Source organism: Methylovorus sp. MP688 (assembly GCF_000183115.1).
GTDB classification, from domain to species: domain Bacteria; phylum Pseudomonadota; class Gammaproteobacteria; order Burkholderiales; family Methylophilaceae; genus Methylovorus; species Methylovorus glucosotrophus.
In genome coordinates this window covers 1,630,514-1,646,202 of sequence record NC_014733.1, presented here as the reverse complement: position 1 = coordinate 1,646,202, position 15,689 = coordinate 1,630,514, and the positions used below count along the sequence as shown (strand labels likewise).

The following is a 15,689-nucleotide window of genomic DNA, read 5'->3' as shown; positions in this document are numbered from 1 at the left end:
GGCATGCCCTGCGTGGCTTATCGTGTTAAAATCGGGGTCTTTACAGCCACTTTACGCCGATAGCCCACATGGATCAGTTCGCAAAAGAAACCCTCCCTATCAGCCTCGAAGACGAGATGCGCCGTTCCTACCTCGATTACGCCATGAGCGTGATCGTGGGACGTGCACTACCAGACGTTCGTGATGGCCTGAAGCCCGTGCACCGTCGTGTGCTTTTTGCCATGCACGAGCTGAGTAACGACTGGAATCGTCCTTATAAAAAGTCTGCCCGTATCGTCGGCGACGTCATCGGTAAATACCACCCTCACGGGGATACTGCCGTGTACGACACCATCGTGCGTATGGCCCAGGATTTCTCCTTGCGCTACATGCTGGTCGATGGTCAGGGTAACTTTGGTTCGGTGGATGGCGATAATGCCGCGGCCATGCGGTATACCGAAATCCGGATGGCGAAGATTGCGCATGAACTGCTTGCCGATATCGACAAGGAAACCGTCGACTTTGGCCCCAACTACGATGGCTCTGAGCACGAACCGCTCATCATGCCAGCGCGTATTCCGAATCTGCTGATTAATGGTAGCTCCGGTATTGCCGTGGGTATGGCAACCAATATTCCGCCGCATAACCTCAATGAAGTGGTCGATGCCTGTCTGGTCTTGCTGAAAAATCCAGAAACCACGGTGGATGAGCTGATTGACATCATCCCCGCGCCGGATTTTCCTACCGCAGGCATTATCTACGGCACGCTGGGTGTCAAGGAAGGCTACCGTACAGGCCGTGGCCGTGTGGTCATGCGCGGCCGCACCCATGTGGAAGACATGGAAAAGGGCAATCGTCAGGCGCTGATCATTGATGAACTGCCTTACCAGGTCAATAAAAAGACCCTGATCGAAAAAATTGCCGAGCTGGTCAACGATAAGAAGATTGAAGGCATTTCCGATCTGCGTGACGAATCCGACAAGTCCGGGATGCGCGTGGTAATCGAGCTCAAGCGCGGCGAGGTTCCAGAAGTCATCCTGAACAATCTGTACAAGCAGACGCAACTGCAAGACACCTTCGGCATGAATATGGTGGCATTGCTGGATGGTCAGCCACGCCTGCTGAATCTGAAGCAGATGCTGGAAGCCTTCTTGCGCCATCGTCGTGAGGTCATTACCCGCCGTACCGTTTACGAACTGCGCAAGGCACGCGAGCGCGGCCATGTGCTGGAAGGCCTTGCCGTCGCACTGGCCAACGTGGACGAAATGATTGCCTTGATCAAGGCTGCGCCTACGCCGCCAGAAGCCAAGAAGTCACTGATGGCTCGCACCTGGGTTTCGCCTGTGGTGGAGGAGATGCTGAAGCGTGCCGCCATGGAAGCTTCGCGCCCTGATGGCTTGTCGGTCGACTTTGGCATGACGCCGAATGGCTATCGCTTGTCGGATGTCCAAGCCCAGGAAATCCTGCAGATGCGTCTGCAACGCCTGACCGGTCTGGAGCAGGACAAGATTGTCAATGAATACAAGGAGGTGATGGATGTCATCGCTGACTTGCTCGATATCCTGGCCAAGCCAGAGCGTGTGACGCAAATGATCGTGGATGAACTAGCCGCTATCCGCCAGCAGTTTGGCGATGAGCGCCGCAGCGAGATTGTGCACAACGCACAGGATTTATCGCTGGAAGATCTGATCACCCCGCAGGATGTGGTGGTGACACTGTCGCATACCGGTTACGTGAAGTCGCAACCGCTGGATGAGTATCGTGCCCAGCGCCGTGGTGGTCGTGGCAAGCAGGCCACCGCTACCAAGGAAGACGATTTTATCGACAAGATGTTCGTGGCCAATACCCACGATTACATCCTGTGCTTCTCCAGCCGTGGTCGCGTCTACTGGCTCAAGGTTTACGAAGTGCCTCAAGGCAGCCGCATCAGCCGTGGCAAACCTATCGTCAATCTGTTCCCGCTGGAAGATGGCGAGAAGATCAATGCCATCTTGCCCGTGAAAGAGTTCGACGAAAATCACTTTATCTTCATGGCAACGGCCCAGGGTACTGTGAAAAAGACCGCACTGGTCGAGTTCTCCAACCCGCGTCGCGCTGGCATTATCGCCATCAATCTGGATGACGGTGACTACCTGATTGGTGCTGAGGTGACCAATGGCGCTAACGATATCGTGCTGGTATCCAATGGCGGCAAGGCGGTATGGTTCGATGAAGAAGATGTACGTGCCATGGGCCGCAACACGCGTGGCGTGCGCGGCATGAAGCTGATGGCCAAGCAGCGCGTGATCTCGCTGCTGATTGCCGAGGATGACAAGCAAACGGTACTGGTTGCCACTGAAAACGGTTACGGCAAACGTACTGTGCTGTCCGACTTCCGTCACTCTGGTCGCGGCACGCAGGGCGTGAAGGCCATTGCCACCAGCGAGCGCAATGGCAGCGTGGTGGCAGCGCGTCTGGTAAGTGATGAAGATGAGATCATGCTCATCACCACTGGTGGTGTGCTGATCCGTACCCGCGTCAAGGAAATCCGTGAGCTGGGCCGTGCCACCCAAGGCGTCACCCTGATCAACCTGGGTGAAAATGAAAAACTGTCTGGCCTCGAAAAAGTGGTCGAGACTGATGATGCCGATGAATAACTAAAAAGTTGGGGGCAGGGAATGACGCAGATCTATAATTTTTCGGCAGGGCCTGCGGTATTGCCCAAGGAAGTGCTGCAGCAGGCCGCAGCTGAAATGCTGGACTGGCACGGTTCCGGCATGTCCGTCATGGAAATGTCGCACCGCGGCAAGGAATTCATGTCCATCGCGGCCGAAGCGGAAGCAGATTTACGGGAATTGCTCGCTATCCCTGCCAATTACAAGGTGCTGTTTTTGCAGGGCGGGGCGCATGCGCAGTTCTCCATGATCCCGCTCAATCTGTTGAGAAACAAGAAAGCGGCAGATTACATCGATACTGGCATCTGGTCGCAAAAGGCCATTGCAGAAGCTCGCAAGTATTGCGAGGTCAATGTGGCGGCTTCTTCGGCTGACCATAATTACACCTATGCCCCCGAGCAGAGTGCGTGGAAGCTGGATCCGGATGCGGCTTATGTGCATTACACCTCCAATGAAACCATTGGCGGCGTTGAAATATTCTGGACACCCGAGACCGGAGATGTCCCTCTTGTTTGCGATATGTCGTCGCATATTCTTTCCCGCCCGATTGATGTCAGCCGCTATGGCCTGATCTATGCTGGCGCACAAAAAAACATCGGACCTGCCGGATTAACCATTGTCATCGTGCGCGAAGACCTGATTGGCGAGACCTTGCCAGGCACGCCAACGATGTTGGACTACAAGATTCACGCCGATAATGACTCCATGTACAACACGCCACCTACCTATGGCATTTACATAGCGGGTCTGGTGTTCAAATGGCTGAAAGCCAATGGTGGCCTGGCGGCCATGGAACAACTCAATATTCGCAAGGCTGCCATGCTGTACGATTACATCGCCAGTTCCAGCCTCTATGTTTCACCGATTGCGCCTGACAACCGCTCGCGCATGAACGTACCATTCACTCTGCGCAACACTGCCCTGGATGCGGAATTTCTCAAGCAGGCGCAGCAGCGCGGCCTGTTACAGCTGAAAGGCCACAAGCTGGTTGGTGGCATGCGGGCGTCGATATACAACGCCATGCCCATCGAAGGCGTGCAGGCATTGGTGAGTTTTATGCAAGAATTTGAGCGTGCGCAAGGCTAGGAAATATTCATGAGCGACCAACTCAAACAATGTCGTGACCAGATTGATGCCATTGATCTCCAGTTGCTGGAGCTGGTCAATGCCCGCGCGCGTCTGGCACGTGAAATCGGCACCCTGAAAAACGGTGGGCCCATCTATCGTCCGGAACGTGAGGCGCAGGTGCTGCGCCGTCTGCTGGATGCCAACCAGGGCCCATTGTCGGCGGAGGCCGTTACGGCCATTTTCCGTGGCGTCATGTCCAATTGCCGTGCGCTGGAAAAAGAGCTGACCGTGGCTTTTCTCGGGCCAGTAGGCACCTTCAGTGAAGAAGCTGCCAACAAGCAGTTTGGCGGCCTGACCTCGCCCATGGAGTGTGTCTCCATTGATGAAGTCTTCCGCATGGTGGAGTCTGGGGCCGCTGATTATGGTGTGGTGCCGGTAGAAAACTCGACCGAAGGCGCAGTAGGGCGCACTCTGGATTTGCTGATGGCGACCAGCCTGCATATTTGCGGTGAGATCGAACTGCCTGTACACCACAATCTGCTGTCAACGGCGGCTGACCTCAACGCTATCAAGGTCGTGTATTCCCACGCGCAATCGCTGGGGCAATGCCATGAGTGGCTGAATCGCTATTTGCCGCATGCAGAGCGTCAGGCCGTGGTCAGCAATGCCGAGGCGGCCAGGCTCGCCAAACAGGCACCCGACGGCCAGGGCGTAGCGGCGATTGCCAGCAAGCGCGCTGCCGAGCTGTTTGATTTGCAGGTGCTTGCTGCCAGCATTGAGGATGATCCGCGCAACACCACGCGATTTCTTATTCTTGCCAACCACGATGTCGCCCCGTCCGGTCGGGACAAGACCTCACTCGTGATCGCCGCCAAGAATGTGCCAGGGGCAGTGGTTTCCCTGCTGGCGCCGCTCGCCGAGTACCAGGTCAGCATGACCAAGTTTGAGTCCCGCCCTTCGAAAATCGGCATGTGGGAGTATGTGTTTTTTGTCGATGTTGAAGGGCACCATCTCGATGCATCAGTGTCACAAGCCTTGGAAGAGCTTAAAAAACGGGCATCCATGCTCAAGGTGTTAGGTTCTTATCCCGTTGCAGTTATATGATGTAATCATCCACCCAACACGATTCGAGGCCTATGCTTATCAGTCGAGACATTTTGCGATCTGCAAGCCTGCACCCGTGGTCCCTTAGTTTCATCAACAAACGGCTTGAAACGCTATATCTGCATTACCTCATGCCCTCGGTCAAAAGCCAGGCACGCATGGGTTTGCTGCTGGGCGCCGTCATGTATGGGCTGTATGGCTTTCTGGATGTGCTGTTTGTCACGCCAGAGGCCGTGATCAAGGTCTGGTATGTGCGCACCATGGTGCTCATGATCGGCTTTGCCGTGTTTGCCATCAGCTTTACCAAAAAATTCACCCGTTATCACCAGCAGTTAATCGGTATCACTGGCCTGTTCGCGGGCATCGGCCTCTTTGCCAAGATGAGCTATCTGCCGCCCAACGCTATTAACTTCTATTACGCTGGCCTGATCATCATCACCTTCTGGTGCCATACCTTCTCCGGCTTGCGTTTTGTCTACGCTACCGGGGTTTCGGTGCTGTTGTTGCTGATTTTCAATATGCTGTTCTGGGGCTTGCGTGACATGCCCAGCCTGGATATGACCAGCTATGATTTTTTCATCATCTCGGCCAATATCATTGGTGCCTTTGCCAGCTACATGAATGAAAAGCAAAGCCGCCAGCTGTTTCTGCGCGAAAAAGAGCTGGATAACGAGCGTTACCTGCAACAGGAGCGTGCGCTGCACGACAGGCTGACGGGCTTGCCCAATCGTGAGCTGTTGCATGATCGCATTGAGCAGGCCATCCACTATGCTGCTCGTAACAGCCAGGTGTGTGCCGGCTTGTTTATTGATCTGGATAAATTCAAACCGATCAACGATACCTATGGGCATGCCGTAGGCGACATGGTGCTGAAAGAGGTGTCTGCCCGCTTCAAGAATGTCATGCGGGAGGCCGATACGCTGGCACGATTGGGTGGTGACGAGTTTTTTGTGCTCGCCAAGGATATCCAGACGCAGGAGGAGGCCGAGGCCTTTGCCCACAAGCTTTTGCAGCAGCTCCGCATACCGCTCACCTCCATTAACGCCTTCAATAGCAATTCGGTGTCTGCCAGTATTGGTATCTGCATGTTTCCATACCCGCACGCCACGGCGATTGATGTGGTGCGCCGCGCAGATCAGGCCATGTATCATGTTAAACGCATGAGCAAGGATGGTATTGCCGTGGCCGCCATCGATTAACATGAAACTGCAAACAGCACGCAAGCAGCGGCCTGGCCGCTTTTTTATTTTTTGATCTGACAAGCAAGAGGTTTATCGTGACTAGAATGTGCGATCTCGCACCACCTTATATCCGCTCCATTGCCCCATACCAACCGGGCAAACCCATCAGTGACCTGGCGCGGGAAATGGGCCTGCAGCCCGAAAACATCATCAAGCTCGCTTCCAATGAAAACCCGCTCGGCGTCGGCCCCAAGGCCCAGATGGCGATGGAAGAGGCCTTGCATGACATCGCGCGCTATCCAGATGGCAATAGCTTTGCGCTGCGCGATGCGGTTTGCAGCAAGTTTGGCGTTAAACCCGATCAGCTGGTATTCGGCAACGGCTCCAACGATATTCTGGAACTGGCGGCCCGCGCATTCCTGCATACAGGAACAGAAGCCGTGTATTCGCAGCATGCGTTTGCTGTGTATGCCCTGGTGACGCAAGCGGTCGGCGCAAAAGGCGTAGCGGTACCTGCGGTAAATTTCGGCCACGACCTGACGGCCATGCGGGCAGCGGTGACGCCGCGTACCCGTATCGTGTTTATTGCCAATCCGAATAACCCGACCGGCACATTGCTGGGCAAGCAGGCGCTGCATGACTTTATCGCCAGTTTGCCGCGCGAGGTACTGGTGGTGCTGGATGAAGCCTACGACGAATATCTGGCACTTGAGCACAAGTCAGAGGCTATCAACTGGCTGGGTGAATTTGAAAACCTGATTATTTCGCGCACTTTTTCCAAAGCCTATGGCCTCGCAGGCCTGCGCATCGGCTTTGGCATGGCATCGCCGGATGTGGCGGACATGATGAACCGCGTGCGCCAGCCATTTAACGTCAATAGCATTGCCCAGGCAGCTGCCGTGGCGGCGCTGGATGATGAAGAATTTGTTCTGCGCAGCTTTGCCCTCAATCAGGCCGGCATGGCGCAAATTACCCAGGGCTTGCATGCCTTGGGGCTGGAATACATTCCATCGCATGGCAACTTTGTCAGCTTCAAGATCGCTGAAGCGGGCAAGGTCTATCAGCAGCTATTGCAGCAAGGGGTGATCTTGCGGCCGATTGCGGCTTACGAAATGCCGGATTACCTGCGCGTCAGTATCGGTCTGTTTGACGAGAATGCCCGCTTCTTGCAAGTGCTGGAATCAATCTGCCGTGGCTGATCGCCAGGGAGTGATGTCATGAGGAAAGCGCGATGATTATCGTCATGCACCGGGAGGCGACTGATCGCGATGTGGCCGCCATTGTGGCGCGCATTGAAGAGCAGGGGCTGGGGGTGAATGTCTCCCGTGGTACCGAGCGCACCGTGATCGGTGCGATTGGCGATGAGCGCAAGCTCGATCAGGTCATGTTCGAGACCATGGCTGGCGTTGAGCAGGCGCTGCATATTCTCAAGCCCTATAAAATCGTCGCGCGCGAATGGCATCCCGAGGATACTGTCATCAATATCCGCGGGATTCCGCTGGGCGGGCCGCAAGTGCAGGTCATCGCCGGGCCTTGCTCGGTGGAAACGCCTGAGCAGATGGCGGCATCTGCCAGTGCCGTGAAGGCCGCAGGCGTCAGGCTGATGCGCGGCGGCGCATTCAAACCCCGTACCAGCCCCTATACCTTTCAGGGCACCGGGGTGGAAGGGCTTGAGATGTTCCGCCAGGCCGCCGATGCCGAGAATCTGCCTATCGTGACCGAGCTTATGGATGTGCGGCAATTGCCCATGTTCATGGACTATGGCGTGGATGTCATACAGATCGGTACGCGCAATATGCAGAATTTTGATCTCTTGAAAGAGGTTGGGCGCATTAATGTCCCGGTCATTCTCAAGCGTGGCATGTCGGCTACTATCAGCGAATGGCTGATGGCTGCTGAATATATTGCCGCCGGTGGCAATCACAATATTATTTTCTGCGAGCGCGGCATACGCACCTTTGAAACGGCCTACCGCAATGTGCTGGATGTGACGGCGATTCCCGTGCTCAAGAAGGAAACGCATTTGCCGGTGATTGTGGACCCCTCTCATGCAGGCGGCAAAGCGTGGATGGTGCCAGCCTTGTCGCGGGCAGCCGTGGCGGCAGGGGCCGATGGCTTGCTGGTCGAGATGCACCCCAGCCCCTGTGATGCCTGGTGCGATGCTGATCAGGCGCTGAACCCGCAAGAGTTGCAAACGCTGATGGGCGAATTGCGGGGCATTGCCGGAGTCCTGGGACGCAGCATCGCCTGAATACCGCATGAATATTCGCGTTGCGCGCATTTTCGGTACCAGACTTCATGATTATCATGAGCCCGCTTTGGTTGTTTTTGCCCTGTTGCCCTGAGTGAATGGGATGCACAATGGCTACACATCAACGCAAGCAAAGCAACAAGCTGTTGATGCCAGTGTTTCAACCCATAATTAAGGAGAATCAACATGTGGACCAAACCAGAAGCTACTGAAATGCGTTTCGGCTTTGAAGTAACCATGTACGTTTGCAATCGTTAATTTGATTGCTTGCAGGTTACGCAAGACGGGCCGGGTTTCCGGCCCGTCTTGTACTGAATGATGCCTGAGTGCTGTCTTGTGAGAGTATTCAGGCATCATCCAACGGGGATCTGGACATTAAAATAAAGACCCCGAGTCCAGTTTTGAGAGAGAAGAGCAAGCATGCAAATACATGTACTAGGCGCTGGCGCTGGCGGCGGCTTTCCACAGTGGAACTGCAATTGTCCCAATTGTGATGGCTTGCGCAAAGGCACCATCAAAGCCAAACGTCGTACCCAATCTTCCATCTGTGTGAGTGGCGATGGCATCAACTGGGTATTGTTCAATACCTCCCCCGATATTCTGCAGCAAATTCAGGAATTCCCGCCTTTACAGCCCGCCCGCGCGATTCGCGATAGCGGCATTGTCGGCATTGTGCTGATCGACGCCCAGATTGACCACACCACGGGCTTGCTGATGTTGCGCGAGGGGCAGGTGAAGCGTGAAATCTGGTGTACCGACATGGTGTATCAGGATCTGACCACGGGTAATCCCTTGCTGAATATTCTGGGACATTACTGCGGCGTCAATCATCACCCCATCGCGGTCGATGGGCAAACGACCTTTGAAATCCCTGGTGCTGCCAACCTGCGCTTTACGGCTGTCGCTCTCAAAAGCGCGGCGCCACCGTATTCACCACATCGCAACGACCCACACCCTGGTGACACCATAGGCGTGCTGATCGAAGATACCAAAACCGGCAAGAAGTGCTGGTACTCCCCCGGTCTGGGCGAGATTGAGCCGCACCTGCCACCGTTGCTGGAACAGGCCGACTGCATTATGGTGGATGGCACATTCTGGACCGACACCGAGATGATCGACATGGGCCTGATGACCAAGACAGCCCGCAGCATCGGCCACCTGCCACAGTCAGGCGAGGGCGGCATGATGGAAGCCTTGTCACCCTACAAGAAAGCGCGCAAGGTGCTGATTCACATCAACAATACCAACCCGATTCTGCGTGAAGACTCCGCCGAGCGGGCCGAGCTGGAACGTCACGGCATTGAAGTTGCCTATGACGGTATGGATATCGTTTTATAAAAAACAGGCTATAAAAATACCAAGATAGACGGAGATCATCATGAGTGCACCATGGAGTCGTGAGGAGTTTGAGGAAAAGCTGCGTGAGAAGGGCAAGGGTTACCATATCTACCATCCCTTCCACGTGATGATGTATGAGGGCAAGCTCACCCGCGAGCAGCTGCAATGCTGGGTAGCCAACCGCTTTTACTACCAGATTGGTATTCCGCAAAAAGACGCGGCCATCATGTCCAACTGCCCGGACAAGGAAATCCGCAAAGGCTGGATACAGCGCATTATCGATCACGATGGTGATGGCACTGCCGAAGGCGGTATTGAAGCCTGGATCAAGCTGGGCGAAGCCGTTGGCCTGACGCGCGAGGATGTGACTTCCCTGCGCCTGGTGAGCCCTGGCGTGCGCTTTGCCGTGGATGCCTATATCAACTTTGCCCGTCAGCGCCCATGGCAGGAGTCGGTGTGTTCATCGCTGACCGAACTGTTTGCGCCGCACATTCACCAGCAGCGCATCAGTTCCTGGCCCAGCATGTATCCATGGGTTAAAGAAGAAGGCCTCATCTATTTCAAGAAGCGCCTGACCGAAGCCCGCCGCGATGTGGAGCAGGGCCTGGCTGTGACACTGGATTACTTCAGCCAGAGCCGTGAAATGCAGGAAAAGGCGCTGGATATTCTCCAATTCAAGCTGGACGTGTTGTGGGTCATTGCTGACGCCATCATGCTGGCCTCTACCGATATTAAGGTTGAAGATCGTGACTACCTCCGTCAACCCCGCTGATATTTACAGTCTGGCCCGCCACTACCGCTTTCAGTGGGAAGAGGCGCAGCAATGCTATGTGCTGTTGTTCCCCGAAGGCATGATCAAGCTTAACGGCGGGGCCGGTGAGGTGATCAAGCGGGTGGATGGCAATAAAACGGTGAGTGATATTGTTGCTGAACTGCAGCAAGCCTTCCCGGATGCACCGGATATTGAATCTGACATTCTCGCCATGCTCCAGCTGGCGCTTGAAAAAGCCTGGCTGGAAAAACGCAACTAATGTTTAAAAACTTAAGGTTGCAAAACTAAGGTTGCAAGGAGCGTTATCATGACTACAGGCAATAACGGCGTCGCCGCCTCCAAAACCAATACCCAGCCCCTGTGGCTGCTGGCTGAAGTCACTTATCGCTGCCCGCTGCATTGCGCGTTTTGCTATAACCCGACCGATTACGACAAGCACACCCAGAATGAGCTGACCACCGAACAGTGGATACAGGCGCTGCGCGATGCCCGCAAAATGGGGGCGCTGCAACTGGGTATCTCCGGTGGAGAGCCACTGTTGCGCGATGACATAGAAGACATCGTGCGCGAGGCGCGCCAGCTGGGCTATTACAGCAACCTGATCACCTCAGGCGTGGGCCTCACGGAAAAACGCATACAGGAATTCAAAGAGGGCGGGCTGGATCATATCCAGCTCTCCATGCATGACATTACCGAAGAGATCAACAATTTCATCACCAACACCAAAACCTTTGAGCTGAAGAAAAAGGTGGCGGCCATGATCAAGGGCCATGGCTACCCCATGGTGCTGAATGTGGTGATCCATCGCTACAACATCGGGCACATCAAAGAGATTCTGGAGATGGCGGAAGCGCTGGGCGCGGATTATGTCGAGCTGGCCAATACGCAGTACTACGGCTGGTCGCTGATCAACCGCAGCCAGCTGATGCCGACCAAAGAACAGATTGATCATGCCGAGATGATCACCAATGAGTTCCGCCAGAAGGTCGGCAACAAGATGAAGATTTTCTTCGTGGTGCCGGATTACTTCTCGGATCGCCCCAAGAAATGCATGAACGGCTGGGGCGAAGTATTCATGATCGTGACTGCCAATGGCGATGTGCTGCCTTGCCATTCGGCCCGCGTATTGCCGGGCATGGCATTCCCCAATGTGCGCGAACATGGCCTGGAATGGGCATGGAAAGAGTCACCGGCATTCAATAAATACCGTGGCGATGACTGGATGAAAGAGCCATGCCGCAGTTGCCCTGAAAAAGAGAAGGATCTGGGCGGCTGTCGTTGTCAGGCTTTCCTGCTGTCAGGCGATGCAGAGAGCGCTGACCCGGTATGTACGCTGTCGCCCAATCACCATCTGATTGAAAAGGCGATTGAGGATGCCAAGAACCCGCAATTGCAGGCGCAGCCGATTGTCTTCCGCAATGATAAAAACTCGCGGCGTATTGCCGCTGGCGAAGCCCCCGAACTGGTCAAGGAGTTTCATGCCTTGCCATAACACCATGGCGATGATCGGTTGATCATCGCCCGGGGCAGCATAGTCAGTCAGAAAAGCGCGTTGCTCTCCCAACGCGCTTTTTTGTGCGCCATTTTTTTGTGCCTCATTGATGCCATACACCTCCTATAATGACCCACATGCATAAAGCCTCCGCTCTTACCCTGTCTTTCCTGCTGGCTGGCCTGGCTGCGCTGGCGCCATTCACCATTGATACCTACCTGCCGGCATTTCATACGCTGGCGCAGGATTTTCATACCGACAATCTGGCCATCCAGCAGAGTCTGACGGCCTATCTGTTGCCGTATGCCTTGATGACGCTCTGGCATGGCGCGATATCAGATGCGATTGGCCGCTTGCGGACGATTTACATCGGGCTGGGCATCTTTACACTGGCATCCATCGGCTGCGCGTTTGCCACTAACGTGGAGACCCTGTGGTTCTTCCGGGTGATACAGGGACTATCCGCAGGCGCAGGCAATGTGGTGGCGCGCGCCATGGTGCGCGATCTGTTTGAAGGCGTGATGGCGCAGCGGGTGATGGCGCAATTGCAGATGATGTTTGGCCTGGCACCTGCGATAGCGCCCATCATGGGTGGCTGGCTGCTGGGGATACATTGGCAGGCCATTTTTGTGTTTCTGGCTTTGTATGCGGGGCTCGCCATGCTGTGCGTACAACGCTGGCTACCGGAAACCATGCCGCCCGAAAAGCGCCGGTCACTCTCTGCGCGGGCAGTTTGGCAGGGCTATGCCCAGGTTTTTGGCGACAGGGAATATCTGAAACTGGTCGTCGCCGTGGGCGCCAATTTTGCGGGGTTTTTTGTGTATGTGCTGGCGGCGCCGGTCTTTCTGGTTGAGCACCTTGGCCTGGGGCCGCAGCAGTTTGGCTGGATGTTCATCCCGACTGTTTGCGGCATGATGCTGGGTTCTTATCTGGCCCGCCACAGCGCTGGTCGTTACAGTGCGCACCGCATCATTCGACTGGGCTATGGCTGGATGGCGATGGCCGCCATATTGAATCTGCTGGTGTGCTGGTTGCTGCCGCCGCAGCCTTTATGGAACATTGCCCCCATCGTGCTCTACAACATAGGCTCAGCGCTGGTGTTGCCTAACCTGTCGATTGCCGCACTGGACCGCATGCCAAAACTGCGCGGCACCGCTTCGTCTGGCCAGGCATTCATGCAGATGGTGCTGGCAACCGTCTCTGCTGGCTTGCTGATTCCCTTGCTGTGGCATCATCCTGCGGGATTGGCCTTGGGCATGGCGGGGTATCTGTTGCTCGGGTTTCTGGCTACGCGCGCCAGCCTGGTGTGGCAGCCAATCAAGCCTGCCAGTCAGGACAAATAACTTCCGTCTTGAGTGTTTGTTAATCCCGCTTGATTTAGCGGCTTGCATCGCACTTGAGAACAGGCGCGAAAAGATGTTCAGGCGTGGTCTTCCAGCACTTTCAGGAAATCATCGCCGTAGCGTGCCAGCTTGGCTTGTCCCACGCCGCCTATTTGGCCCAGTTCGGTCAGGCTTTGCGGTTTGCGGTTGAGAATTTCCAGCAAAGTGCTGTCATGGAAAATGACATAAGGCGGCACGCCTTGCTCCTTGGCGAGTTCCATGCGCTTGGCGCGCAATGCTTGCCATAAGGGATCATCCTGCGCACCTGCAAAGGCTTCTTTGGCGCGTGAGCTGCGCTCGGCCTTGCTCATGCGGTTGCCTGCAGGCGTCGGGTCCTGACGTTGCCATACTTCGCATTCACCGCGTAATACGGGCCGCGCTGCATCGGTCAGGCGCAGGCCACCATAGGCTGCGATATCGACTTCAAGCAAACCGCTGGCGGCCAGTTGCCGGAATACGCTGCTCCATTGCGCCACGCTGTATTGCTTGCCTATGCCAAAGGTGCTGACTTGCTGATGGTTGAACTTCTCCACTTGCGGCGTTACTTTGCCGATCAGGATATCAATCAGATGCCCCGTGCCAAAGCGCTGCCCGGTGCGATACACGCAGGAAAGCGCTATGCGGGCAGCTTCGGTGGCATTCCAGGTATCCGGCGGTGTCAGGCAATTGTCGCACTGGGCGCAATCGCCAGGGTGCGCTTCGCCAAAGTAGCGCAATATGCCCTGGTGGCGACAGCCGGTGGCTTCGCAAAAGCCGAGCAGGGCATCCAGTTTCTGCCGTTCCACACGCTTGCGCTCTTCCGGCGCATCGCCCGAGTCCAGCATCTGCCGCATGGAAACCACATCGCCCAGTCCATAGGCCATCCAGGCATTGGCTTGCAGGCCATCGCGCCCGGCGCGGCCGGTTTCCTGATAATAGCTTTCCATGCTTTTCGGCAGGTCCAGGTGCGCAACGAAGCGCACATTGGGTTTGTCTATGCCCATGCCAAAGGCGATGGTCGCCACCATGATGATGCCTTCTTCGCGCAGGAACTGGCGTTGATGCTTTTCTCGCGTCGCGGCATCAAGACCAGCATGGTAAGGCAGGGCATTCCAGCCGCGGCTTTGCAGCCAGGCGGCGGTTTCATCCACCTTGCGCCGCGACAGGCAATACACAATGCCTGCGTCGTTGGGGTGCTCGGTTTCGAGGAATTGCTCCAGCTGTTGGCGCGCATTGTTTTTCAGCACGATGCGGTAGCGAATATTCGGCCGGTCAAAGCTGGAGATGAACTGGCGGGCATGCTCGAGGTTAAGCCGCTCGATGATTTCGGCGCGGGTAGGGGCGTCGGCCGTGGCGGTGAGGGCTACCCGTGGCACATCGGGGAATCGCTCATGCAATATCGTGAGCTGACGGTATTCCGGACGGAAATCATGCCCCCATTGCGATACGCAATGCGCTTCATCAATGGCAAACAGCGCAAGGCCGATGTGCGCCTGCACTTCGTCCAGCAATGACAGAAAGCTGCCCAGCATCAGGCGTTCCGGCGCCACGTACAGAATCTTGATGTCACCAGAAAGGATGCGTTGCTGCAGTTGATAGGCGGCATCTGCCTGCAGGCTGGAGTTGAGGAAAGCTGCCTCCACGCCAAGTTGCTGCAATGCCTCGACCTGATTCTGCATGAGCGCGATCAGCGGTGACACGACAATCGCCAGGCCGGGTCGCAACAGCGCGGGGATCTGATAACACAGCGATTTGCCGCCACCCGTCGGCATCAAGACCAGCGCATCGCCACCTTGTGCCAGATGTTCAACGACATCTTGCTGGGGGCCTCGGAACTGGTTGTAGCCGAAGATGCTTTCCAGTACCTCTTGGGCGTTTTGATGGCTCATGTGGGCGCTATCTGTGATGTGGCGGGCGTCATACGCAAGCGGGTAAGCGGTGAGGGCTTATGCAGCGCTGACACGCTGACTCTTGCCCAAGGCCTTCTGCCAAAAGCAAAAGCCCCAACAGGGGCTTGGCTTTTTTGGCCATGACGGGCAAGGCCTGGGACATCCGGGCTAAAACTATTCGACCAGCAGATCGCGCTTGCCAGCTTTGCCGTTATTGCTGTCAGCGTCAGGCAGTGGATCCTTGCGACCGGTAATGGTGGGCCAGATAGCAGACAGGCGTGCATTCAGGGCAATGAATTCCTGCTGGTCAGCAGGCACATCATCTTCTGCGTAAATCGCTTCAGCAGGACACTCGGCAACACACAGGGTGCAATCAATGCATTCGTCAGGGTTGATCGCCAGAAAGTTGGGGCCTTCTACAAAGCAATCGACCGGGCAAACATCCACGCAGTCGGTGTATTTGCATTGAATACAATTTTCAGTGACAACATAAGCCATTCAAACAATCCTCTCAAAATCCCGGCGCTTTTAGACAGACGCCATTATAGTCGATATAAAACGTTATTTTTATTGATAATGCTGATAAGGCAATTCCAGTGA

General features: G+C 55.5%; 14 protein-coding genes. 12 read left to right on the top strand and 2 right to left on the bottom strand.

Features of this window, described 5'->3' with window-relative positions:
• Positions 1–68: 68 nt before the first annotated feature.
• The 12 genes from gyrA to MPQ_RS07825 all read left to right on the top strand — a co-directional run bounded on the left by gyrA (position 69) and on the right by MPQ_RS07825 (position 13,182).
• A complete protein-coding gene (gene gyrA, locus MPQ_RS07875) occupies positions 69–2,615 on the top strand; it encodes a DNA gyrase subunit A (protein WP_013442377.1) in 2,547 nt (848 codons plus the stop codon).
• Positions 2,616–2,636: 21 nt separating this feature from the next.
• A complete protein-coding gene (gene serC, locus MPQ_RS07870) occupies positions 2,637–3,719 on the top strand; it encodes a 3-phosphoserine/phosphohydroxythreonine transaminase (RefSeq protein WP_013442376.1) in 1,083 nt (360 codons plus the stop codon).
• Between the two features lie 9 nt (positions 3,720–3,728).
• On the top strand, positions 3,729–4,805 hold the full coding sequence (pheA, locus tag MPQ_RS07865) for a prephenate dehydratase (protein WP_013442375.1): 1,077 nt from the start codon (positions 3,729–3,731) through the stop codon (positions 4,803–4,805).
• A 131-nt stretch (positions 4,806–4,936) separates the two neighbouring features.
• Positions 4,937–6,004, top strand: coding sequence for a GGDEF domain-containing protein (locus tag MPQ_RS07860; RefSeq protein ID WP_013442374.1), 1,068 nt, complete (start codon positions 4,937–4,939; stop codon positions 6,002–6,004).
• A gap of 86 nt (positions 6,005–6,090) precedes the next feature.
• Positions 6,091–7,185 carry a histidinol-phosphate transaminase gene (gene hisC, locus MPQ_RS07855; RefSeq protein ID WP_013442373.1) on the top strand — a complete coding sequence of 365 codons (1,095 nt, stop codon included), beginning with the start codon at positions 6,091–6,093 and terminating at the stop codon, positions 7,183–7,185.
• 32 nt (positions 7,186–7,217) lie between these two features.
• Positions 7,218–8,237: a 3-deoxy-7-phosphoheptulonate synthase gene (gene aroF, locus MPQ_RS07850; RefSeq protein WP_013442372.1), complete on the top strand. Its 1,020-nt coding sequence runs from the start codon at positions 7,218–7,220 to the stop codon at positions 8,235–8,237.
• A gap of 186 nt (positions 8,238–8,423) precedes the next feature.
• Positions 8,424–8,495 (top strand): pyrroloquinoline quinone precursor peptide PqqA, encoded by a 72-nt coding sequence (gene pqqA / locus MPQ_RS14215; RefSeq protein ID WP_013440845.1) that lies wholly within the window; start codon positions 8,424–8,426, stop codon positions 8,493–8,495.
• Between the two features lie 162 nt (positions 8,496–8,657).
• The gene (gene pqqB / locus MPQ_RS07845) at positions 8,658–9,575 is read left to right on the top strand and encodes a pyrroloquinoline quinone biosynthesis protein PqqB (RefSeq protein ID WP_013442370.1); all 918 of its coding nucleotides are present in this window, start codon (positions 8,658–8,660) and stop codon (positions 9,573–9,575) included.
• A gap of 40 nt (positions 9,576–9,615) precedes the next feature.
• A complete protein-coding gene (gene pqqC / locus MPQ_RS07840) occupies positions 9,616–10,347 on the top strand; it encodes a pyrroloquinoline-quinone synthase PqqC (protein ID WP_013442369.1) in 732 nt (243 codons plus the stop codon).
• Positions 10,322–10,606, top strand: a complete 285-nt coding sequence (gene pqqD / locus MPQ_RS07835) for a pyrroloquinoline quinone biosynthesis peptide chaperone PqqD (protein ID WP_013442368.1) — start codon at positions 10,322–10,324, stop codon at positions 10,604–10,606. The genes pqqC and pqqD overlap by 26 nt, the downstream gene beginning before the upstream one ends.
• A 48-nt stretch (positions 10,607–10,654) precedes the next feature.
• Positions 10,655–11,839, top strand: coding sequence for a pyrroloquinoline quinone biosynthesis protein PqqE (gene pqqE, locus MPQ_RS07830; RefSeq protein ID WP_013442367.1), 1,185 nt, complete (start codon positions 10,655–10,657; stop codon positions 11,837–11,839).
• A gap of 137 nt (positions 11,840–11,976) precedes the next feature.
• Entirely contained in the window at positions 11,977–13,182 is a 1,206-nt protein-coding gene (locus MPQ_RS07825) for a multidrug effflux MFS transporter (RefSeq protein ID WP_013442366.1), read from the top strand.
• Between the two features lie 77 nt (positions 13,183–13,259).
• On the opposite strand, the gene recQ is transcribed toward MPQ_RS07825, so the two are convergent.
• Both recQ and fdxA read right to left on the bottom strand, forming a co-directional pair.
• Entirely contained in the window at positions 13,260–15,089 is a 1,830-nt protein-coding gene (gene recQ / locus MPQ_RS07820) for a DNA helicase RecQ (RefSeq protein WP_013442365.1), read from the bottom strand.
• A 174-nt stretch (positions 15,090–15,263) separates the two neighbouring features.
• On the bottom strand, positions 15,264–15,587 hold the full coding sequence (gene fdxA / locus MPQ_RS07815; RefSeq protein WP_013442364.1) for a ferredoxin FdxA: 324 nt from the start codon (positions 15,585–15,587) through the stop codon (positions 15,264–15,266).
• Positions 15,588–15,689: the final 102 nt, after the last annotated feature.